This is a genomic window from Pseudomonas wayambapalatensis (assembly GCF_049942315.1).
Taxonomy (GTDB): Bacteria; Pseudomonadota; Gammaproteobacteria; order Pseudomonadales; family Pseudomonadaceae; genus Aquipseudomonas; species Aquipseudomonas wayambapalatensis.
Map to the genome: position 1 here is coordinate 107397 of NZ_JBNFMU010000237.1, position 24428 is coordinate 131824.

Consider the following 24428-nt stretch of genomic DNA (forward strand, 5'->3'; position numbering starts at 1 on the left):
TGATCCTTTAGCTTGGCGCCATTTCCGACTGGCAAAAGCAGGATGCTTACCCATGCGCTTCAGCGAACTGATGGCTGTGCTCTCCACCCGTGCAATCCGACTTCAGCGTGACGATCAGGACCTCGTCGTCCATGGTGACGACGATGCCCTGGAGGACGCCCTGTGGGATGCATTGGCCGCACACAAGCCGGCGTTGCTGGAGATGCTCGCCCAACAGAATGACGACTGGCTGAGCCCGGCGTTCAAGATCACCCCGCAGATGCTGCCGCTGGTGGACCTCGACCAGCAGGCCATCGACCGCATTGTCGCCAGCATTCCCGGCGGCGCGGCCAACGTGCAGGACATCTATCCCCTGGCCCCGCTGCAGGAGGGCATGCTCTACCACCACCTGTCGGCCGATGCCGGCGACCCCTATCTGTTGCAGGCACAACTGCGCTTTGCCGACCAGGCGCATCTGGACGCCTTCGCCGATGCGCTGGACTGGGTGATCCAGCGCCACGACATCCTGCGCACCTCGATGTACTGGGAGCGCCTGGACGAGCCGGTGCAGGTGGTCTGGCGCGAAGCTCCGCTGGGGCGCGAAGCGCTGCAACTGCCTGGCCAGGACGAGCCGCTGGCGCAATTGCGCAGACTGCATGACTCCCGCCACTATCGCCTCGACTTGCGCCAGGCTCCGCTGTTGCGCCTGGTGCATGCCCGGGGTAAGGGCGAGGAGGTCGTCGCCCTGTTGCTGTTCCACCACATGGTGATGGATCACACCGCACTCGACATCGTGCGCCGCGAGATCGGCGCCTGGCTGGCCGGCAATGCCGAACAGGTCGGGCCGGCGGTGCCGTTTCGCAACCTCCTGGCGCAGGCGCGTCAGGCGCTGGACGTGCCGGCGCATGAAGCGTTCTTCACCGCGATGCTGGCCGATATCGACGAACCTACCCTGGCCTTTGGCGTGGCCGAGATCGAGGACCCGTCGGTGGAAGACGCCCGCCTGACCCTCGAGCGTGGGCTGAGCCTGCGCCTGCGCGCCCAGGCACGCCGTCTGGGCGTGAGCCCTGCAGCCATCACTCACCTGGGCCTTGCCCGTGTCCTGGGCCAGTTGTCGGGGCGCGAGGCGGTGGTGTTCGGCACCGTGCTGCTCGGGCGCATGGAAGCCGGCGAGGGCGGCGAACAGGCGCTGGGCATGTTCATCAACACCCTGCCGCTGCGCATCGACGTCGGCGAGCAGGGCGTGCGCCAGGGGTTGCAGGCGACTCACACACGCTTGACCGGCGTGCTCGGCCATGAACAGGCGCCGCTGGCGCTGGCCCAGCGTTGCAGCGCGGTGGCGGCGCCTGCGCCGCTGTTCAACACCGTCCTCAACTACCGCCATAGCGATGCCGCCGACGCCGCCGAAGTCATCGACATCGCCCCTGGCATCCAGGTGCTGGGCGCCGAAGAACGCACCAACTACCCGCTGACGATCAACATCGACGACCTCGGCGAAGACCTGCGCATCACCGCCCTGGTCGGCGGCGGGCTGGGCGCCCAGCGGATCGCGGGTTACCTGGCGCGGGCACTCGAGCAGATCGTCGAGGCCCTGGACAACGACCCGGATGCTCCGCTGAACGGGATCGATATCCTGCCTGCCGACGAGCGTGAGCAACTGATCCATGGCCAGAACCGTCCCTTGCTCGAGTTCGCCCTGACGCCGCTGGTGCACCAGCGCTTCGAGGCCCACGCCCAGGCGCGCCCGCAGGACACTGCGCTGATCTTCGAGCAGCAGAGCCTGAGCTACGGCGAACTCAACCAGCGGGCCAACCAGCTCGCTCATCGCCTGATCGAACTGGGCATCGGCCCGGATGACCGCGTGGCGATCTGCGTCGAGCGCGGCCTGGGCATGCTGGTCGGCCTGCTGGGCGTGCTCAAGGCCGGTGCGGGCTATGTGCCTATCGACCCTGCCTATCCTGCCGAGCGCATTGCCTTCACCCTGAGCGACAGTGCCCCGCGGGCCATCCTCACCCAGGCCGACAGCCTGGCACTGCTGGGCGAGGTAACGGCACCGGTGATCGACCTGGACGACCCGTCGTTGCAGCTACAGCCCACCGGCAATCCGAAGCTCGCCGGGCTGCTGCCTTCGCACCTGGCCTATGTAATCTACACCTCCGGCTCCACCGGGCTGCCCAAGGGCGTGATGGTCGAGCATGGCAATGTCTCGCGCCTGTTCTCGGCGACCCACGACTGGTTCGCCTTCAACCGCCAGGACACCTGGGCGCTGTTCCACTCCTTCGCCTTCGACTTCTCGGTGTGGGAAATCTGGGGCGCGCTGGCCTTCGGAGGCCAGTTGCTGATCGTGCCGCAACGCATCAGTCGCTCGCCGGACGAGTGCTATGCCTTGCTTTGCCGCACGGGCGTCAGCGTTCTCAACCAGACGCCCAGTGCCTTCCGCCAACTGATCGCAGCGCAGGAGCGCAGCGAACTGCAACACTCCCTGCGCCAGGTGATCTTTGGCGGTGAGGCGTTGGAGCCCGGGATGCTCAAACCCTGGTACGCGCGCATCGGCAATGCCGGTACGCGTCTGGTGAATATGTACGGCATCACCGAAACCACCGTGCACGTCACCTACCGACCGTTGCAGGCCGCCGACGCGCAACTGGTTGGGGTAAGCCCGATCGGTTCGCGCATTCCCGACCTGCAGCTCTATGTACTCGACGCCCGCCGCCAGCCTGTGCCGACCGGTGTCACCGGTGAGCTGTACGTGGGCGGTGCCGGTGTCGCCCGCGGCTACCTGAACCGCGAAGCGCTCAGTGCCGAGCGCTTCATCGCCGACCCGTTCAACCCTGGCGGGCGTCTGTACAAGACTGGCGACCTGGCGCGCTGGGCCGCCGATGGCAGCCTGGATTACCTGGGCCGCAACGACGATCAGGTGAAGATTCGTGGCTTCCGCATCGAGCTGGGCGAGATCGAAGCACGCCTGGCGGCTTGTGCGGGGGTACGCGAGGCCGTGGTCATGGCACGTCGCGACAGCGCCGGCGAGCAGCGCCTGGTCGCTTACTGGCTGGCCGCCGCAGGCGCCGAGCCCGATGCTGCCGCGCTGCGTGACAGCCTGCTGTGCCACCTGGCCGAGTACATGGTGCCGGCGGCCTTCGTGCGCCTGGAAAGCTTCCCGCTGACCGCCAATGGCAAGCTCGACCGCAAGGCCTTGCCCGAGCCCGATGGCGAGGCCTTCGCCCGTCGCGCCTTCGAAGCGCCGCACGGGGAAGTGGAGCAACGCATCGCGGCGATCTGGCAGCAATTGCTGGGCCTGGAGCAGGTGGGCCGGCACGACAACTTCTTCGAGCTGGGCGGCCACTCGCTGTTGGCGGTCAAACTGGTGGAGCGCATGCGTCAGCAGGAACTGGCGGCCGACGTGCGCGTGCTGTTCGGCCAACCGACGTTGTCGGCGCTGGCGGCTGCGGTGAGCGCCGATCTACCGACGCAGGTGCCGATCAACCGCATTCCGGCGAACTGCCTGCGCATCGAACCGCACATGCTGCCACTGGCCGACCTCAGCCAGGACGAGATCGACACATTGACCGCCGGCATTCCGGGGGGGACGACCAATGTCCAGGACATCTACGGCCTGGCACAGCTGCAGCAGGGCATTCTCTACCACCATCTGGCCAGTTCCGGCGCCGACCCCTACGTGTTGCGGGCACGCTTCGCCTTTGCCGGCGAAGTGGAGCTGCAAGGCTTCGTCAAGGCGCTGGATTTGGTGATCGCCCGTCACGATATCCTGCGCACCAGCCTGCACTGGGAGGGACTGCAGGAAGCGGTGCAGGTGGTGCATCGCCAGGCGCAACTGCGCATCAGCGAGCAGGCCGACCTGCATCGCCTGGACCTGACGTGCGCGCCGTTGATGCAACTGGTGCGTCATGCCCAGAGTGAGCGGCTGGAGGCGACCTTGTTGCTGCACCATATCCTGCTCGACCATACCGCCGTCGAACGGCTGGTGGCCGAGGTGGGTGCCGCACTGCAAGGTCAGCCGATGCACATCGACAGCGTGCCGTACCGCAACTACGTGGCGCGTGCGCGGCTGGATGCCGATCCTGCGGCCGATGAGGCGATGTTCCGCGAGATGCTCGCAGATATCGACGAGCCGACCGAGGTGTTCGGCCTGCGCGATGTGCAGGGCAATGGCGTGGAGGTGATCGACAGCCACCAGGCGCTGGACGCCACGCTGGCCGGGCGCCTGCGGGTGCAGGCCCGCGCGCTGGGGGTGAGCGTCGCCAGCCTGGTGCACCAGGCCTGGGGGCAGGTATTGGCGCAACTGAGCGGGCGCAGCGAGGTGGTGTTCGGCACTGTGCTGCTGGGCCGCCTGCAGGGTGGCGCCGGGGCGGATCGGGCGCTGGGCATGTTCATCAACACCTTGCCGCTGCGGGTCAGTGTCGATGCCGTTGGTGCCGCCGAAGGTGTGCGTCGTACCCATCAGCGTCTGGCACGCCTGCTCGGCCACGAGCAGGCGTCGCTGGCCCAGGCCCAGCGCTGCAGCGGTGTGCCGGCGTCCCAGGCGCTGTTCACCAGTTTGCTCAACTTCCGCCACAGCAGCGCCAAAGGCGCAGGGGATGGCCTGGGTTGGTCGGGCATCGAACTGTTGGCTTCGCGTGAACGCAGCAACTATCCGCTGGTGGTCAACGTCGATGATCTGGGGCAGGGCCTGGAACTGACCGTGCAGGCTGTGCCGCAGGTCGATGGCGTTCAGGTGTGCGCCTTGCTGGGCAGCGCCCTGGCGAACCTGGCCGATGCCCTGGAGACGGTTCCGGAAACACCCCTGCATGCGGTGTCCTGCCTGTCGCCCGAGGCGCGCGAGCAGGTGCTGCACGGATTCAACGCCACCGGCCGCGCCTACCCACGCGAACACGCGGTGCAGAGCTTGTTCGAGGCGCACGCCGCCCAGACCCCGGACGCGGTTGCCGTGGTGCACGGTCAGCGCCAGTGGCGTTACGGCGAGCTCGATCAGCACGCCAACCGGCTGGCTCGTCACCTGCTGGAACTGGGCGTGCGCCCGGGGCACCGTGTGGCGCTGCTGCTGCCGCGCTCCTTCGACCTGCTGGCCAGCCAGTTGGCCGTGATCAAGTGCGGCGCGGTCTATGTGCCACTGGATGCCAATGCACCGGTCGAGCGTCAGGCGTTCATGCTCCAAGACAGCCGTGCCACGCTGCTGCTGACCCAGGCCGATCAGCCGCAGGTCGGCGCAACACGCAGGCTAGAGCTGGATACCTTGGATCTGGCGGCCTATCCCGCCCACGGCCTGGACATTCCCGTGGATGCGCGGGCTGCGGCCTACATCATGTACACCTCCGGCTCGACCGGCCTGCCCAAGGGTGTTCTGGTGGCCCATCGCTCGATCGTGCGGCTGGTCATCAACAACGGCTTCGCCGACCTGCAAGGCGAGGACCGCGTGGCCTTTGCCTCCAACCCCGCGTTCGACGCCAGCACCCTGGAGGTCTGGGCGCCGCTGCTCAACGGCGGGCGCGTGGTGGTGATCGATCAGCATCAGGTGCTGTCGCACGAGGCCCTGGGCCAGGCATTGCTGGAGCATGAAGTCACGGTGCTGTGGCTGACCGCCGGGTTGTTCCACCAGTACGCCGCGCACCTGCTGCCGGTGTTCCGTTCGCTGCGTTACCTGATGGTCGGTGGCGATGTGCTCGACCCCCAGGTGATTGCCCGTGTACTGCGCGAAGGCGCTCCGGCGCACCTGCTCAATGGCTATGGCCCGACCGAAGCCACGACCTTCAGTACCACCCATGAAATCCTCGCAGTGGGCGAGGGGGCGATCCCGATTGGCCGGCCGATTGGCAACAGCCTTTGCTATGTGCTCGATGCCTGGCGCCAGCCGGTGCCGATCGGTGCCGTCGGTGAGCTGTATATCGGCGGGGACGGGGTTGCTCTGGGCTACCTGAATCAGCCGGCCTTGACCGCCGAGCGCTTCTTCGAGGATCCGTTCAGCCAGACGCCGGGCGCACGCCTGTACCGTAGCGGCGACCTGGTCAGTTGGCAGGCTGACGGCACCTTGCGTTACCTGGGCCGCAACGACCAACAGGTCAAGCTGCGCGGCTTCCGTATCGAGCTGGGTGAAATCGAAGCGCGCCTTGCGGCGTGCGCCGGGGTGCAGGAAGCCGTGGTGCTGGTGCGCGAAGAGGGCCCGGGCGACAAGCGCCTGGTGGCCTGGTTCAGCACCGAAGACCGCGTCCCGCCGATCACCGAGCTGCATGCGCAATTGCAAGGCCAGTTACCCGACTACATGCTGCCGTCGGCCTATGTCCATGTCGGCCAGTGGCCGTTGACCGCCAACGGCAAACTGGATCGCCAGGCGTTGCCGCAACCGGGCCAGGCCGCGGTGGTGAGTCGTGCCTTCGCCGCGCCTGAGGGCGAGGTGGAGATCGCGCTGGCCGCGATCTGGGCCGAAGTGCTCAAGGTCGATCGTGTCGGCCGACACGATCACTTCTTCGAGCTGGGTGGCCATTCGCTGCTGGCGGTCAGCCTGATCGAGCGCATGCGAAAGGCCGGCCTTGCCGCCGATGTGCGCGTGCTGTTCGCCCAGCCGACGCTGGCCGCGCTGGCCGCTGCGGTGGGCAGCGGACGCGAGGTGCGGGTGCCGGACAATCGCGTACCCGCCGGCGCCCAGCAGATCACCCCCGACATGCTCAGCCTGGTCGAACTGGACCAGGCCACCATCGAGCGCATCGTCGCCACGGTGCCCGGCGGAGCAGCCAATGTGCAGGAGATCTATCCCCTGGCCCCACTGCAGGAGGGCATCCTGTACCACCACCTGAGTGCCGGACAGGGTGACCCCTACCTGCTGCAGTCGCGCCTGGCCTTCGACACCCTCGAACGCCTGCAGACCTGGGCTGATGCCCTGCAACAGGTCATCGATCGGCACGACATCCTGCGCACCTCGCTGGTCTGGGAAGGCCTGGCGCAGCCGGTGCAGGTGGTGTGGCGCCAGGCGAAGCTGGCCGTGATGCCAGTCGAGCTGGAGGGCGAAGGCGAGGTCATCGACCAATTGCAAGCGCGCTTCGACGCCCGTCAGCACCGGCTCGACCTGTCCCAGGCACCCTTGATGCGTCTGGTCTACAGCCAGGATCCGCGCAACGGCCAGGTCGTGGCAATCCTGCTGTTCCACCACCTGGCCCTCGACCACACCGCGATGGACGTGGTCGGCGCCGAAATGCACACCCTGCTGTTTGGCGATGTGGCCAACCTGAGTGCGCCGGTGCCGTACCGCAACTACGTGGCCCAGTCGCGTCTGGGCAGCGATGCGGCGGGCGCCGAGGCGTTCTTCCGCGACATGCTCGGTGATATCGACGAACCGACCCTGCCGTTTGCCCAGCAGGATGTTCAGGGCGAAGGCCACGGCATCGCCGAGGCGCACCAGGCCCTCGATGGCGCGCTGGCCCGACGCCTGCGCGAACAGGCGCGTACCTTGGGCGTGAGCGCCGCGAGCCTGATGCATCTGGCCTGGGCGCGCCTGCTCGGTGTGCTGGCCAACCGCAGCGAGGTGGTGTTCGGCACGGTGCTGATGGGCCGTCTGCAAGGTGGTGAGGGTGCCGACCGGGCACTGGGCGTGTTCATCAACACCTTGCCGCTGCGGGTCGACACCCAGGTGGCGGTGGCCGAAGCAGTGCGTGCCACCCATGCCCGGCTGTCGGCACTGCTCGGCCATGAGCACGCGTCGTTGGCCATGGCCCAGCGTTGCAGTGGCGTACCTGCCGGGCAACCGCTGTTCAGCGCCTTGCTCAACTACCGCCACAGCGCTGCCGATGCGCCACGCGATGGCGAGGGTATCTGGCAGGGTGTGCGTCTTCTGGGCGGCGAAGAGCGCAGCAACTACCCGCTGACCTTGAGTGTCGACGACCGGGGCGAGGGGTTCACCCTGAGCGTGCTGGCCGTCGCCGACATCGGCGCTGAACGTATTGCGCAGTGGATGACCAACAGCATCGCGCAACTGGTCGCGGCCCTGGAACAAGCGCCGGGCACGCGGCTGGATGACCTGTCGGTGCTGGGTGCCGATGAACGTCGCCGCCTGCTGGTCGATTTCAACACCAGTGCCCGTGGCTATCCGCAGGGCCAGACCGTGCATGCGCTGGTCGAAGCCTGCGCGGCCTGCTCACCAGAAGCTCAAGCGGTAGTGCAGGGTGACGAAGTGCTCAGCTATGGCGAGCTCAATCGTGCCGCCAACCGCCTGGCCCACCACCTGATCGGCCTGGGCGTGCGGCCCGGTGCCCGGGTTGCGTTGTGCCTGCCGCGCACGCCGCAGCGCCTGGTGGCATTGCTGGCGGTGCTCAAGGCGGGCGCCGCCTACGTGCCGGTCGACCCCGGTTACCCGGCCGAGCGTATTGCCTATCTGCTCGAGGACAGCGCCCCGGCACTGGTGCTTGCCGACACGCGCCAGCACGGCTTGCCGCCACACGTCGCACGCCTGGATCTGGACCAGGGCGACTGGCAGTCCGCTGCCGAGCATGACCCGCAGGTGCCGGGCCTTGCCGCGGATGGGCTTGCCTATGTGGTCTATACCTCTGGCTCTACCGGCCAGCCCAAGGGCGTGATGGTCGAGCACCGTACCCTGGCCAACCTGGTGCACTGGCACTGCGAGGCCTTTGCCCTGCGCGCCGGTAGCCACACCTCCAGCGTGGCCGGCTTCGGTTTCGACGCCATGGCCTGGGAAGTCTGGCCGGCCCTGTGCGCAGGCGCTGTGCTGCACCTGCCGCCCGCAGTGCTTGCCAACGAAGAGGTCGATGCCTTGCTCGACTGGTGGCTGGAGCAGCCGCTGCAGGTCAGCTTCCTGCCAACCCCGGTAGCCGAGCAGGCGCTGCGCCGTGAGCGTCAGCACGCCAGCCTGCGTACGTTGCTGATCGGTGGTGACCGCCTGCGTCAGTTCGAGCGTGATCCGGGCTTTGCCGTGATCAATAACTACGGCCCGACCGAAACCACCGTGGTTGCCACCTCGGGGCAGGTGCAGGTCGGTGGTGCGTTGCACATCGGCACCGCCATCGCCAATACCCAGATCTATGTACTCGACGAGCGCCGCCAGCCGGTGCCAATCGGCGCGGCGGGCGAGCTGTACATCGGTGGCGACGGGGTTGCCCGCGGCTACCTGAACCGGCCCGAACTGACCGAGCAGCGTTTCGTCGCCGATCCGTTCAGCGCGCGAGCTGATGCGCGGATGTACCGCAGTGGCGACCTGGTGCGCTGGAACGCCGACGGCACGCTCGACTACCTCGGACGTAACGACGACCAGGTAAAGATCCGTGGTGTGCGCGTAGAACTTGGCGAGATCGAAGCGGCCGTGGCCGCCCAGCCTGGCGTGCGTGACGCGGTGGTACTGGTACGCGGCGAGCGCTTACTGGCCTGGTACACCGAGGACGCACCGGTCGAGGGCTTGCGCCAGGCCTTGCAGGCCAGTCTGCCGGGCCATCTGGTGCCGTTGGCGTTCATCCGCCTGCAGGCCTTGCCGTTGACCAGCCACGGCAAGCTCGACCGCAGGGCGCTGCCAGATCCGGATCCGGCCGATCTGCCGGTGGCGGCCTATGTAGCCCCGCAGGACGAGACCGAGCAGGTCATGGCGCAGGTCTGGGCCGAGCTGCTGGGCCTGGAGCGGGTAGGGCGGCATGACAACTTCTTTGAACTGGGTGGGCATTCGCTGCTCGCTGTCAGCCTGATCGAGCGCCTGCGCCAGCTGGGCCTGGAGGCTGATGTGCGCTTGCTGTTCAGCCAGCCGAGCGTGGCGACGCTGACCGCAGCGCTTGGCCAGGGCCGCCAGGTGCAGGTGCCGGCCAACCGCATTGCACCCGGCTGTACCCGTATCACACCCGACATGCTCAACCTGATCGAACTGGACCAGGCCGCCATCGACCGTGTGGTGGCGAGCGTGCCCGGCGGTGCGGCCAATGTGCAGGACATCTACCCACTCGCACCGCTGCAGGAAGGCATTCTCTACCATCATCTGAGCGCTGCCGGTGCCGACCCGTACCTGCTGCAATCGCAGCTGGTATTCGACAGCCCGGCGCGGCTGCAGGCGTTTGCCGGCGCGCTGCAAAGCGTCATTGCCCGTCACGATATCCTGCGCACCGCCGTGCTGTGGGAAGGGCTGACGCAACCGTTGCAGGTGGTCTGGCGCCAGGCCGAACTGCCGGTGATCAACACCGCCTGCGAGTCTGCGCAGCGTTTCGACACCCTGGCGCTGAACCAGGCGCCGCTGGTGCGCCTGCTCTATCGCCGTGCAGGGGAGCGCATCGAGGCGACTTTGCAGTTCCATCACCTGGTGCTCGACCACACGGCGCTTGAGGTGGTGCGCGCAGAGATGCTCGGTTACCTGCACGGGCTGCCCGCGCCGAGCGAGCCGGCCGTGCCGTACCGCAACTACGTGGCCCAGGCGCGCCTCGGCGTCAGCGAGGCCGAGCACGAGGCGTTCTTCCGTGAACAACTGGCCGATATCGACGAGCCGACCCTGCCGTTCGGCCTGCGTGACATCCAGGGCGATGTGCACAACATCGAGCAGGCCCAGGTGCACCTGGACCCGCAGCTGAACCAACGCCTGCGCAGCCAGGCACGCCAGCTCGGCGTGAGTACTGCCAGCCTGCTGCACCTGGCCTGGGCGCGCCTGCTGGGCAGCGCCAGTGGTCGCGACAACGTGGTGTTCGGCACGGTGCTGCTGGGGCGCATGCAAGGTGGCGCGGGCAGCGGGCATGGCCTGGGCATGTTCATCAACACCTTGCCACTGCGCGTTGACCTGGCGGGGCACGGTGTCCGTGAAGGTGTGCGAGCCACCCACGCACGGCTGAGCGCGCTGCTGATCCATGAGCATGCAGCGCTGGCCCTGGCCCAGCGTTGCAGCGGCGTGGTCGCACCGATGCCACTGTTCAGTGCCATGCTCAACTACCGGCACAGCGCCAGCGCTGCCGAGACCGAAACCCAGCGTCAGGCCTGGCAGGGTATCGAGACACTGGCCAGCGAAGAGCGCACCAACTACCCCTTGAGCCTGAACGTGGATGACCTGGGCGATGGCCTGCGCCTGACCGTGCAGGTACTGCCTGCGGTAGGTGCCGAGCGGGTCTGCGGGCAACTGCAGCAGGTGCTGGAGGGCCTGGTGGAAGCACTCGAGCGTCAGCCCGACCTGCCGCTGAACCTGCTGCCGGTGCTAGAGCACGAGGAACGCCAGCGCCTGCTGCTCGGCTTCAACGCGACTGCCGTGGACTACGACCTCGCGCAGACCGTGCACGGCCTCTTCGAGGCCCAGGTAGAACGCACGCCGGAGCGCATCGCGCTGAGCGCCGAGCAAAACAAACTGAGCTACCGCGCGCTGAACGCGGAGGCCAACCGCCTGGCCCATCACCTGATTGCACTCGGGGTGAAGCCGGATGATCGCGTGGCGATCTGCGTCGAGCGCGGTCTGTCGATGGTCATTGGCTTGTTGGCGATCCTCAAGGCGGGCGGTGCCTATGTGCCGGTCGATCCGGATTACCCGGCCGATCGTATCCGCCATATGCTCACCGACAGCGCGCCGGTGACAGTGCTGGGGCATGCGGCGACCCGTGGGGTGCTGGCAGCGTTCGAGGTGCCGCAGGTCGATCTGGACCTGCCCGTGTGGCATGCGCTTTCCAGCGACAACCCAGAGGTTGTGGGCCTGACCCCACAACACCTGGCCTACGTGATCTATACCTCTGGCTCCACCGGCCTGCCCAAGGGCGTGATGAACGAGCACGCCGGGGTGGTCAACCGCCTGCTCTGGACCCAGGATGCCTATGGCCTGGGCGCTGACGACGTAGTACTGCAGAAAACCCCGTTCAGCTTCGACGTGTCGGTGTGGGAGTTCTTCTGGCCGCTGCAGACCGGTGCACAACTGATCATGGCGTGCCCAGGTGGCCATCGCGATCCGCAGTACCTGGCTGACGTCATCGCCGAGCGTGGTATCACGACCCTGCACTTCGTGCCGTCCATGCTCGATGTCTTCCTGGCCCACGGCGACCTGCAGGCCGCACGCCTCAAGCGCGTGCTGTGCAGTGGTGAAGCACTGCCCGGCAGCCTGGTACGGCGTTTCAAGGCGCAGTTGCCGAGCGTCGAGTTGCACAACTTGTACGGCCCGACCGAAGCTGCAGTTGACGTCAGTGCCTGGCACTGCGCCGAGCCACTGGAGCAGACCCCAGACAACACCCCGATCGGCAAACCGATCGCCAACACCACGCTTTACGTGCTCGACGCGCAGGGCCAGCCAGTGCCGCAGGGCGTTGCCGGTGAGCTATATATCGGCGGCGTACAGGTTGCCCGTGGTTATCTGAACCGCGAGAAACTGAGTGCCGAGCGCTTCATTGAAGACCCGTTCAGCACCCGCCCCGGCGCACGCCTGTACCGCACCGGAGACCTGGCCCGGCATCTGGCCGACGGCACCCTGGAGTACCTGGGGCGCAACGACGACCAGGTGAAGATCCGCGGCCTGCGCATCGAACTGGGCGAGATCCAGGCCTGCCTGACTCGCATTGCGGGGATCAAGGAGGCGGTGGTGCTGGCCGTGGATCAGCGCCTGGTCGCTTATTACACCGGCGCCATGCAGCCCGTCGAGGGCCTGCGCCAGCAGCTGTCGGCGCAACTGCCGGAATTCATGGTCCCGGCGCTGTTCATGCATCTGGACGCCTTGCCACTGAGCCCCAACGGCAAGCTTGACCGCAAGGCGCTGCCGGCCGCCACCGTGGCCGACGCGCGTCCCTATGAGACCCCCCAAGGCGACACCGAGCAGTTGCTGGCTGCGCTCTGGTGCGAGCTGCTGGGTGTGGAGCGGGTAGGGCGGCACGACAACTTCTTCGAACTGGGTGGCCACTCGCTGCTGGCGGTGACCCTGACCGCCCGCCTGCGCCAGGAGGGTCTGGAGGCCGATGTGCGCGCGCTGTTCGAACAACCGACCTTGGCGGGCTATGCCGCCATCACAGACAGAATGGAGATCGTCCTGTGAGCATCAACGACCTACTGGCGACATTGTCAGCCAACGATATCCAGCTGGCGCTCAAGGATGACCAGCTGGTGGTCCAGGGCAACCGCCAGGCGCTGACCGATGCGAGCCTGGTGGCGCGCCTGCGCGAGCACAAGCCGGCGCTGATCGCACTGCTCGAGCGCGGTGAGTACGTGGCCAGGGCCGGCAATGCCGGCGCCCCGGACAACGCCATCCCGGCCGACTGCACACGGATCACCCCGGCGCTGCTCAACCTGGTCGAGCTCGACCAGGGCGCCATCGATGCGCTCGCCGCGCAGATTCCCGGCGGCCACGCCAATGTGCAGGACATCTACCCGCTGGCGCCCTTGCAGCAGGGCATTCTCTATCATCACGCCAGCGCAGAGGGCAGCGACCCCTACGTGATGCAGTCGCAATTCGCCTTTGCCAGCCAGGCGCACCTGCAGGCGTTCGTCCAAGCGCTGCAGGCGGTGATCGACCGCCACGATATCCTGCGCACTTCGGTGCATTGGCAGGGACTGGAGGCGCCGGTGCAGGTGGTCTGGCGCGAGGCCCGGCTGCAGGTGTGCCGCGGCAGGCCACTGGACGAGCGTATCGATCTCGGCCAGGCACCGCTGATCCGCCTGCATTGCGCGCCTGCGGCCAGCGACGGTCGCGTGCAAGCCACGCTGCAGTTCCACCATATCGCCATGGACCACAGCGCCCTCGAGGTGGTGCGTCACGAAATGCAGGCCGTGTTGCGCGGTGACGGCCACCTGTTGGGCGCGGCAGTACCTTTTCGCAATTACGTCGGCCAGGCCTTGCTGGGCGTCAGCCAGGCACAGCACGAGGCGTTTTTCCGCGAGCAACTGGGCGATATCGTCGAGCCGACGCTGGCCTACGGCCTGCAGGACGTGCAGGGGGACGGTAGTGCACCGCACGAAGAGAGCCTGACGCTGGCGCCGGCCCTGTGCGATGGCCTGCGCAGCCAGGCGCGGGCGCTGGGCGTGAGCCTGGCGAGCCTGTTCCACCTGGCCTGGGCACGGGTTCTTGGAGGGCTGACCGGGCGTGAGCAGGTGGTGTTCGGCACCGTTTTGATGGGCCGCCTGATGGGTGCGGAGGCCAACGACCGTGCACTGGGGATTTTCATCAATACCTTGCCGCTGCGGGTGGATCTGGCCGATCTGGACCTGGTCACGGCGATCAAGGCCACTCACCAGCGCCTGACCACGCTGATGCGTCACGAGCACGCCCCGCTGGCCTTGGCCCAGCGTTGCAGCGGTGTGGCCGCGCCCACGCCACTGTTCAACGCCTTGCTCAACTATCGGCACAGCGCGCCGGTTGCCGATGGCCAGGCCCGCGCGGCGTGGGATGGCATCGAAGTACTGGCAAGCGAAGAGCGCACCAACTATCCGCTGACCTTGAGTGTCGACGACCTGGGCGACGCTCTGCGCCTGACCTTGCTGGCGACTGCCGAAGTGCCGAAGCAGCGGGTCTGCGCCTATCTTGAGAAAACCCTCGAAAGCCTGGTAAAGGCCCTGGCGCAGACGCCAGCGCTGGGTGTCGATCGGCTCGACATGCTGCCTGCCGCCGAGCGCGAGCGAGTGCTCGAGACCTTCAACGACCGCCCAGGTGACACCGAAACCATGCTCACGGTGCACCAGCGTATCCAGCTCCAGGCCCGCGCGCAGCCCGAAGCCGTGGCCGCCACCTGCGCAGGCAGCGCGCTGAGCTACGGTGAGCTGGAGCAACGTGCCAACGCCCTGGCCCAGCGCCTGGTCATGCTCGGCGTGCAGCCTGAAGACCGCGTGGCGATTCTGGCCCGTCGTGGTCTGGACACCTTGATCGGCCTGGTGGCCATCCTCAAGGCCGGCGCGGGTTACGTGCCGATCGATCCGGCGCATCCCGATGAACGCATCGCCTACCTGCTCGATGACAGTGCCCCGGCCGCGCTGCTCACTCAGCACGACCTGCGCGCACGTCTTGGCGAGTGTTCGGTGCCGGTGATCGAGCTCGACCGGGCAGACTGGCCGTCGAGCGAGCACGCCCCGCAGGTCGATGGCCTGGCTGTCGGCAACCTGGCCTACGTGATCTACACCTCCGGCTCCACCGGCCTGCCCAAGGGCGTGATGGTCGAACACCGCACCCTCAACAACCTGATCGACTGGCATTGCCGCGCCTTCGACCTGTGCCAGGGGCGCCACACCTCGAGCCTCGCCGGATTCGGCTTCGACGCCATGGCCTGGGAAGTCTGGCCCGCCCTGTGCGCCGGGGCCACCCTGCATATCGCGCCGCCCAGCGAACAGGGCGAGGATATCGACGCCTTGCTCGCCTGGTGGCGCGGCTGCCCGCTGGATGTCAGTTTCCTGCCGACACCCGTGGCCGAATATGCCTTCAGCCACCAGATCGATCACCCGACCTTGCGCACCCTGCTGATCGGCGGTGACCGCCTGCGGCAATTCACCCGTCACCCCGGTTTTGCCGTGATCAACAACTACGGCCCCACCGAAACCACGGTGGTCGCAAGCTCCGGGGCGATGACCCCTGGCGGTGTGCTGCATATTGGCGCGCCGGTCGACAACGCCCGGCTCTACGTGCTCGATGCGCACCGCCAGCCCGTGGCGCAGGGCGTAGCCGGCGAGCTGTACATTGGCGGCGCCGGGCTTGCCCGTGGTTACCTGAACCGTGCACAGATGACTGCCGAGCGTTTCCTCGAGGATCCGTTCAGCGCGCAACCGGGCGCGCGCATGTACCGAACGGGTGACCTGGTGCGCTGGCTGGATGACGGCACCCTCGACTACCTCGGGCGCAACGATGACCAGGTGAAGATCCGTGGCGTGCGTATCGAGCTGGGCGAGATCGAAAGCCGCCTGGCAGCGCTGCCGGGCATCAACGAAGCCGTGGTGCTGGCCCGCGAGGACCAGCCGGGGCAGGCGCGCCTGGTGGCCTACTTCACCGGCCAGGACAGCGTCGAGGTGGCCGCGCCTGCGCAACTGCGTGCACAGCTGCAGGCGCACTTGCCCGATTACATGGTGCCGGTCGCCTTCGTGCGGCTCGAGTCGCTACCGCTGACGGCCAACGGCAAGCTTGATCGCCGCGCGCTGCCGGCCCCCACCCGCGCCGACCTGTTCGAGCGTCGCTTCGAGGCGCCCCAGGGCGAATTGGAGCAGACCCTGGCGCAGATCTGGCAAGGGTTGCTGCAGGTCGAGCGGGTCGGTCGACATGATCACTTCTTCGAGTCGGGCGGTCACTCGTTGCTGGCCATGCGCCTGGTCGCGCAGGTTCGTCAGCGACTCGGCGTGGAGCTCACGCTGGGGACACTGTTCGCCCAGGCCGAGCTGGCGGCGATGGCCGAGGTGGTGGCGGGTGCTGCGCGTAGCGAGCTGCCGCCGGTGCTGGCAGTGGCACGCGATCAGCCGCTGCCGTTGTCGTTCGCCCAGCAGCGCCTCTGGTTCCTGGCACAGATGAACGGTGCCAGCCAGGCCTACAACATTCCCCTGGCGCTGGAGCTGCGCGGCGATCTGGACGCCGACGCCTTGGCGCAGGCCCTGGTGGCACTGGTCGAGCGTCACGAGGCGCTGCGCAGCGAGTTCTTCGAGGTCGATGGCGAGCCGCAGGTGCGGTTGTCGAGGCAGCGCTTGGTGTTGCTGCGCGAGCAGGTGGCCAGAGCCGATGAGCCGCGCCTGGACGAGGTGATCCGCGCAGAAGCTGCGCGGCCGTTCGCGCTGGGCGAGGCATTGCCGTTGCGGGCTCGCCTGCTGCAGGTCGCGCCACAGCACCATGTGCTGCTGCTGACGCTGCACCATATCGTCGCCGATGGCTGGTCGATGGGCGTGCTGACCCGTGAGCTGAGCGCGCTGTATCAGGCCTTGCGCGAGGGCCGCGAGGCGCTCCTTGCGCCGTTGCCGATCCAGTATGGCGATTACGCGGTGTGGCAGCGCCGTTGGCTGCAGGGCGAGGCACTGCAGCGCCAGGGCGAGTTCTGGCGCAACAACCTGGCCGGTGCGCCAGCGCTGCTGAGCCTGCCGACCGACCGGCCGCGTCCAGTGCGCCAGGATTACACGGGTGACAGCGTGCGTATCCGCCTGGACGCGCGCCTCGCAGACGATCTCAAGACCCTGTGCAAGCGTCACCAGGTCACGCCGTTCATGCTGTTCATGGGCGCCTGGTCGGTGCTGCTGGCACGTTTGTCGGGGCAGGACGAGGTGGTGATCGGTACGCCGGTGGCCGGGCGTCGACAGGCAGAGGTCGAAGGGCTGATCGGATTGTTCGTCAACTCCCTGGCCATCCGCCTGGACCTGGCGGACGCGCCGGATGTCGGCACCTTGCTGGCGCGGGTCAAGACCCAGGTACTGGCCGCGCAGGAGCATCAGGACCTGCCGTTCGAGCAGGTGGTGGACCTGATCAGGCCAGCGCGCAGCCTGGCCCACACGCCGCTGTACCAGGTGTCGCTGGAGTGGGAGGGCGGCCATGATTTCGCCACTGGGCTGGACGGCCTGAGCCTGCGCAACCTCGGCCAAGGGCAGGGCTTTGCCAAGTTCGACCTGAGCCTGAGCCTGGGCGAGACCGCAGAAGGCTTTGGCGGCGCGCTGAACTATGCCACCGCCTTGTTCGAGCGGGCCACGGTGGAGCGCTACTGCGGGTATCTGGAGCAACTGCTGTGGGCCATGGCCGGCAGCGACGGTGCAGTGCTGGCAAGCATTGCCCTGCCGGATGCGCTGGAGCGTCGCCGACTGTTGGTCGACTACAACGACACTGCCGTGGACTATGACCTGGAGCAGACCGTTCACGGGATGATCGAGGCTCAGGTTGAACGCACGCCCGAGCGCATCGCCCTGCGTGCCGAAACCGGGCAGTTGACTTACCGCGCACTGAACGCCGAGGCCAACCGCCTTGCCCATTACCTGATTGCACTCGGGGTGAGGCCGGATGACCGTGTGGCGATCTGCGTCGAGCGCGGTCTGTCGATGGTCATTGGCTTGTTGGCGATCCTCAAGGCGGGCGGTGCCTATGTGCCGGTCGATCCGGACTATCCGACCGACCGCATCCGCCATATGCTCACCGACAGCGCGCCGGTGGCGGTGCTGGGGCATGCGGCTACCCGCGGGGTGCTGGCAGCGTTCGAGGTGCCGCAGGTCGATCTGGACCTGCCCGAGTGGCATGCGCTTTCCAGCGAGAATCCGAAGGTTGCCGGCCTTACTCCGCAACACCTGGCCTATGTGATCTATACCTCTGGCTCCACCGGCCTGCCCAAAGGCGTGATGAACGAGCACGCCGGGGTGGTCAATCGCCTGCTCTGGACCCAGGATGCCTATGGCCTGGGCGCTGACGACGTAGTACTGCAGAAAACCCCGTTCAGCTTCGACGTGTCGGTGTGGGAGTTCTTCTGGCCGCTGCAGACCGGTGCACAACTGGTCATGGCACGCCCGGGCGGGCACCGTGACCCTGGCTACTTGCGCCAGGTGATGGCTGCCGAGTCGGTCACGACCCTGCACTTCGTCCCTTCGATGCTCGACGTGTTCCTCGCCTATGGCGATGCCGAACCTGCAGCGCTGCGTCGGGTGCTGTGCAGCGGCGAAGCGTTGCCCGGCAGCCTGGTACGGCGCTTCAAGGCGCAGTTGCCAAGTGTCGAGTTGCACAACCTGTACGGCCCGACCGAAGCCGCAGTGGACGTCAGTGCCTGGCGCTGCGCCGAACCACTGGAGCAGACGCCGGACAACACCCCGATCGGCAAACCGATCGCCAACACCACGCTGTATGTGCTCGACGCCCAGGGTCAGCCAGTGCCGCAGGGCGTTGCCGGCGAGCTGTACATCGGCGGCGTACAGGTCGCCCGCGGCTACCTGAATCGCGAGCAACTGAGCGCCGAGCGCTTCATCGAAGACCCGTTCAGCACCCGCCCCGGCGCACGTCTTTATCGCACTGGAGACCTGGCCCGGCATCTGGCCGACGGCACCCTGGAGTACCTGGGGCGCAACGACGACCAGGTGAAGATCCGCGGCCTGCGCATCGAACTGGGCGAGATCCAGGCCTGCCTGACCCGCATCGCAGGCATCAAGGAAGCCGCTGTATTGGCTCTGGACTTGCCGCCAGCCGGCAAGCGCCTGGTAGCGTACTACACCGGCGTCGTGCACACGGCAGACGCCTTGAGGGGGCAGTTGCAGGTTCAACTACCCGAATTCATGGTGCCAGCACAGTTCGTGCACCTGCCGGCCCTGCCGCTGAGCCCCAACGGCAAGCTGGACCGCAAGGCATTGCCTGTTCCCGCTGTCGAGGCCTTGCAAGGCCAGGTCTACCAAGCCCCCGAAAGTGATACCGAGCACCTGCTCGCCGAGTTGTGGGGCGAGTTGCTGGGTGTGGAGCGGGTAGGGCGACACGACAACTTCTTCGAACTGGGCGGCCATTCGCTGCTCGCCGTGACCCTGGTCGCTCGCCTGCGTGCCCGAGGGTTGGCCTTGGATATCCAGGGGCTGTTCACCGAGCCGAACCTGGCGGCCCTTGCCGCGACGGTCGAGATCCTCGACCAGGTGCAGGTGCCTGCTAATCGCATCGCCGCCGATTGCCCGCGCATTACGCCTGAACTGCTGCCGCTGGTGGCGCTGACGCAAGAGGCGATCGATCGCATCGTCGGCCAGGTGGGTGGCGGTACCGCCAATGTCCAGGACATCTATCCGCTCGGGCCGCTGCAGGCGGGCATGCTCTATCACCACCTGGCCGGAGAAGGTGAGGCGGCCTATGTGCTGGAGGTGCGTTTCCTGCTCGCCGACCGGGGGCGTTTGCAGGCTCTGCACCGCGCCCTGGACCAGGTGATTGCGCGCAACGATATCCTGCGCAGTGCCTTCCACTGGGATGGGCTGGCCGAGCCTGTGCAGGTGGTCTGGCGCCATGCACCGCTGGATGTGGTGCAGGAGGACGATGCCGTCGAGCCGCGCCGCTTCGACCTGGCCCGCGCACCGTTGCTGCGCCTGGTACACCGTACTGACCCGAGTACCGGACGAATCAGCGCTACGCTGCTGTTCCACCATCTGGTCATGGATCACGTCGCCCTCGAGGTGTTGCGCAGCGAGCTGCAAGCCTGTCTGCTCGAACAGGCCCATGCGTTGCCAGCGGCGGTGCCTTACCGCAACTACATCGCCCAGCTGCAGCGCGGGGCGGGCGAGGCGGCTCATGAAGCCTTCTTCCGCGAGCAACTGGCCGATATCGACGAACCCACCCTGCCTTACGGCGGCTATGCAACACCACACCAGGATGCCCAGGCGCAGCACCATCAGCGTCTGGACCATGCGCTGAACCTGCGCATCCGCGAACAGGCCCGTCGCCATAACGTCAGTGCTGCCAGCCTGATGCACCTGGCCTGGGCCCAGGTACTCGGGCAACTGAGCGGGCGCGATAGCGTGGTGTTCGGCACCGTGCTGCTCGGTCGGCTGCAGGGTGGCGAGGGCGCCGAGCGGGCCTTGGGGGTCTACATCAATACCTTGCCGCTGCGCCTGGACCTTGTCGGACAGCCCGTGCTGGCGGCGTTGCAGCAAGCCCACCAACGCCTGACCGGCCTGCTGGCCCATGAGCAGGCACGCCTTGCGCTGGCCCAGCGCTGCAGTGGCTTGCCTACGGGGGCTGCGTTGTTCAGTGCGTTGCTCAACTATCGCCATGGCACGTTGGCCGGGCAGGGCGAGGCTGCGCGCAATGCGTGGGACGGTATCGAGTTGGTCGAGGCGCACGAGCGCAGCAACTACCCGTTGGCGTTGAGCGTCGATGACCTGGGCCTGGCGTTCGAGCTGACCGCGCAAACCGAGCAGGGCATCGATGCCCGGCGGATCTGCGGTTACGTGGAGCACGCCCTGCATCTGCTGTTGCAGGCACTTGAGACGGGCGCCTGCGAAGGGCTCGAGCGCCTGAGCGTGGTGCCGATGGCCGAGGCCCGGCAGTTGCGCGAGACCTTCAACGCCACCACGCGTGACTACCCGCGCGACCTGCCGGTGCATCGCCTGTTCGAACAACAGGTGGCGCGGCATCCGTTGTCCATCGCCGCCCGTGACGGGGCGCACAGCCTGACCTACGGCGAGCTCAACGAGCAGGCCAACCGCCTGGCCCACCACCTGATCGAGCAAGGCGTGGCGCCGGGCGACTATGTGGCGATTCTGCTGCCACGTTCGTTGGCACTGCTCCAGACCCAGCTGGCCGTCGCCAAGTGCGGTGCGGCCTACGTGCCGCTGGACATCCATGCGCCGGCCGAGCGACAGGGCTTCATGGTGCAGGACTGCCAGGCCGTGGCGCTGATCTGCGACAGCTCGGCGACCCTGAGCTACCGCGCGCGCCGCATCGACCTCGATCGCCTGGATCTGAACCGTCAGCCCGGTCACAACCCGGGGCTGGCCCAGGGTGGGGATACGGTCGCCTACGTCATGTACACCTCAGGTTCCACCGGTACGCCCAAGGGCGTGCGTGTGCCCCATCGTGGCATCGCCCGCCTGGTGCTCAACGATGGCTACGCCGACTTCAGCGCCCAGGACCGCATCGCTTTCGCCTCCAACCCCGCATTCGACGCCAGCACCATGGATGTCTGGGGTGCTCTGCTCAATGGCGGCCAGGTGTTGGTTATCGACCATGACACCTTGCTCGACCCTGTGCGACTGGGCGCGACCCTGCGTGAAGGAGGCGCCACGGTGCTGTTCGTCACCACGGCGTTGTTCAACCAGTATGTGCAGATGATCCCTGACGTGCTGGCAGGGTTGCGCGTGCTGCTGTGCGGTGGCGAACGGGCGGATCCGGCAGCGTTTCGCAGCTTGCTGGGGCAGGCACCGGGCCTGCGCCTGGTGCATTGCTACGGGCCGACGGAAACCACCACCTATGCCACCGCCGGGCAGGTTCGCCACGTGCCGGCGGACGCCGAACTGGTGCCGATCGGAGGGCCGGTCGGCAGTACCCAGGTGCATGTGCTGGACGCGCACCTGCGTCCGGTGCCGCTTGGGGCAGTAGGTGAGTTGTACATCGGTGGCGATGGCGTGGCGCTGGGCTACCTAAACCGTCCGGAACTCACTGCCGAGCGCTTTGTCGACGACCCGTTCAGCGCGCAGCCGGGCGCACGCCTGTACCGCACCGGCGATCTGGGCCGCTGGCGCGACGACGGCCAGCTGGAGTGCCTGGGGCGCAACGACGACCAGGTGAAGATCCGCGGTTTCCGTATCGAACTGGGCGAAGTCGAGCAGCACCTGGCGCTGTGTCCGGGCATCGGCGAAGTGGTGGTCATGGCCCTGACCCTGACGCAGGGGCCGGCGCGCCTGGTCGCCTGGTTCACCCGCACAGACCCGACCCTCGATGCCGCCGCTGTGCGGGGTTGGCTGCAGGAACGCTTGCCGGCGTACATGGTGCCGTCGGCTTGCGTCGTGCTCGATGCGCTGCCGCTGACCAACAACGGCAAGATCGACCGCAAGGCGCTGCCGCGTCCGGCGATGCAGGATCTTGCCGAGAGCCGTTACGAGGCCCCGACCACCGCGCTGGAGCAACAGCTCGCGACGCTCTGGGCGCAGGTGCTGGAGATCGGGCAGGTGGGGCGCCATGACAGCTTCTTCGCCCTGGGCGGTCATTCGCTGCTGGCCATCCGGCTGGTGGGCCTGTTGCGCGAACAGGGGCTGCAGGTCTCGCTCGCCGAGATGTTCCAGCATGCCAGCGTGGCGGCATTGGCCGAGCATCTGCAGGCGGCAACGCCGCAGATGGAGCTGGTGTGCGTGCGCGCCGAGGGCGACGAACCGGCACTGTTCCTGATCCACGAATTCAGCGGCATGGATTTCTACTTCCCGGTACTGGGCCAGCAACTGGACGGTGATTTCCCGATCTACGGCGTGCCGGGCCTTGCCCTGGGCGAGGCGCAGCCGGACACCCTGGAGGCCCTGGCCCGCGCACAACTGGAGCGTATCCGCAGGGTCCAGCCACACGGGCCATACCGGCTTGCCGGCTGGTCGTTTGGCGGCGTGCTGGCCTATGAAATCGCCGCGCAACTGCTGGGGGCGGACGAGCAGGTCGAGTTCCTGGGCTTGATCGACACCTGGCAGCCGCGCCTGGTCGACCAGGGCAAGGCACGCTGGCAGGGTGCGCGCCTGCTGCAACAGCAACTGCTGCTGCACTGCGCCGGGCACTGGCAAGGGCTCGGAGCAAACGGCGCGGCGCAACTGGCCAGGGTCAATGCCCTGGAGGCTGGGCAAGCCGACTTCGCCACCTTGCTGGCGGCCTGTCGTGAGCAGGGGTTGCTGTATCCGCAACTGGCCGCCGCAAGCGATGACGCACTGAAATTGTTCTTCGAGCGCGAGATCGCCCACGGCCATGCCATGGCCCACTACCGCCCGGAACCGCTGGGCATTGCCATCCACCTGCTGCGTGCCGAGCAGGGTGGGCCGCGTCACGCCGAGCAGCCGAACCTTGGCTGGGAGCGCACGGTGCCGGCTGGCCAGTTGCAGTGCATCGCGGTGCCCGGCGATCACCTGAGCATGATGCAGGCGCCCCACGTGCAGGGCCTGGGACGTGCGCTCGGTGCAGCGCTGCGGGCCGCCCGTGCGGGCATCGGCGAGAAACCGGTGGTGGCTTATCAGCCGCTGGTGGCGATCCAGAGCGGGCAGGTCGGCCATGCGCCGCTGTTCTGTGTGCCGGGGGCCGGCGACAGTGTGACCAGCTTCATCGGCCTGGCCGAGGCGCTGGGGGCCAACTGGCCGGTGTACGGCTTGCAATCGCGTGGCCTTGATGGCTCCGCCACACCCCACAGCAGCATCGAAGCTGCGGCGGCCTGCCATGTCCAGGCCATCGAAGCCCTGTACCCGCAGGGGCCGTTGAACCTGGTCGGCCATTCCTTCGGTGGCTGGGTGGCGCATGCCATGGCGGCGCGGTTGCAGGCACAGGGGCGCGAGGTGCGCTCACTGACCTTGATCGACAGCGAGTCACCGGGTGGCAACAGCGTCTGCGGTCGGCCCTACACCGCAGGTGCAGCGCTGAATCGGCTGATCGAATCGTTGCAGCTGGCCAGTGGGCGCTCGCTGGACATCGACGGCCAGGCCTTTGCCGCGCTGGACGACGAGCAGCAGCTCGAGCGCTTGCACCAGGCCATGGTTCGCGTCGGGCTGATGCCCGCGCGTTCTTCCGCCAGGGCGCTGCATGGGATCGCCCGGACCTTCTCCAGCGCGCTGCGTACGCCATACCTGGCACAGGCCGATTACAGCGGCCCGGCAAGCCTGGTGCTGGTGGCCGACGCGACCCTGGATGCGGCCGGCAACCAGCGCGAACAGTCGGCGATGCTTGCCGGTTGGCAGCGTCTGCTGCCGCAACTGGCGGTGTGGCACGGGCCTGGCAACCACTTCAGCATTCTCAAGGCACCGGATGTGTTCAGCCTTGCGGCCTGGTGGCATGAGGGGCAGGCGCTGCAGCGGGTCACTCATTGATTGTGGGAGCGGGCTGGTCCCGCGATTGCAGCACCGCGGTATCTGGCACCGGCTTGACCGGTGATTGCGAGGCC

Annotated in this window: 2 protein-coding genes; both read left to right on the forward strand. The window is 67.4% G+C overall.

The features are described from left to right. The first annotated feature begins 52 nt into the window (after positions 1–52). The gene (locus ACPZMI_RS25325; RefSeq protein WP_426353285.1) at positions 53–12955 is read left to right on the forward strand and encodes an amino acid adenylation domain-containing protein; all 12903 of its coding nucleotides are present in this window, start codon (positions 53–55) and stop codon (positions 12953–12955) included. Next, positions 12952–24354: an amino acid adenylation domain-containing protein gene (locus ACPZMI_RS25330; protein WP_426353286.1), complete on the forward strand. Its 11403-nt coding sequence runs from the start codon at positions 12952–12954 to the stop codon at positions 24352–24354. The genes ACPZMI_RS25325 and ACPZMI_RS25330 overlap by 4 nt, the downstream gene beginning before the upstream one ends. Positions 24355–24428 lie beyond the last annotated feature (74 nt).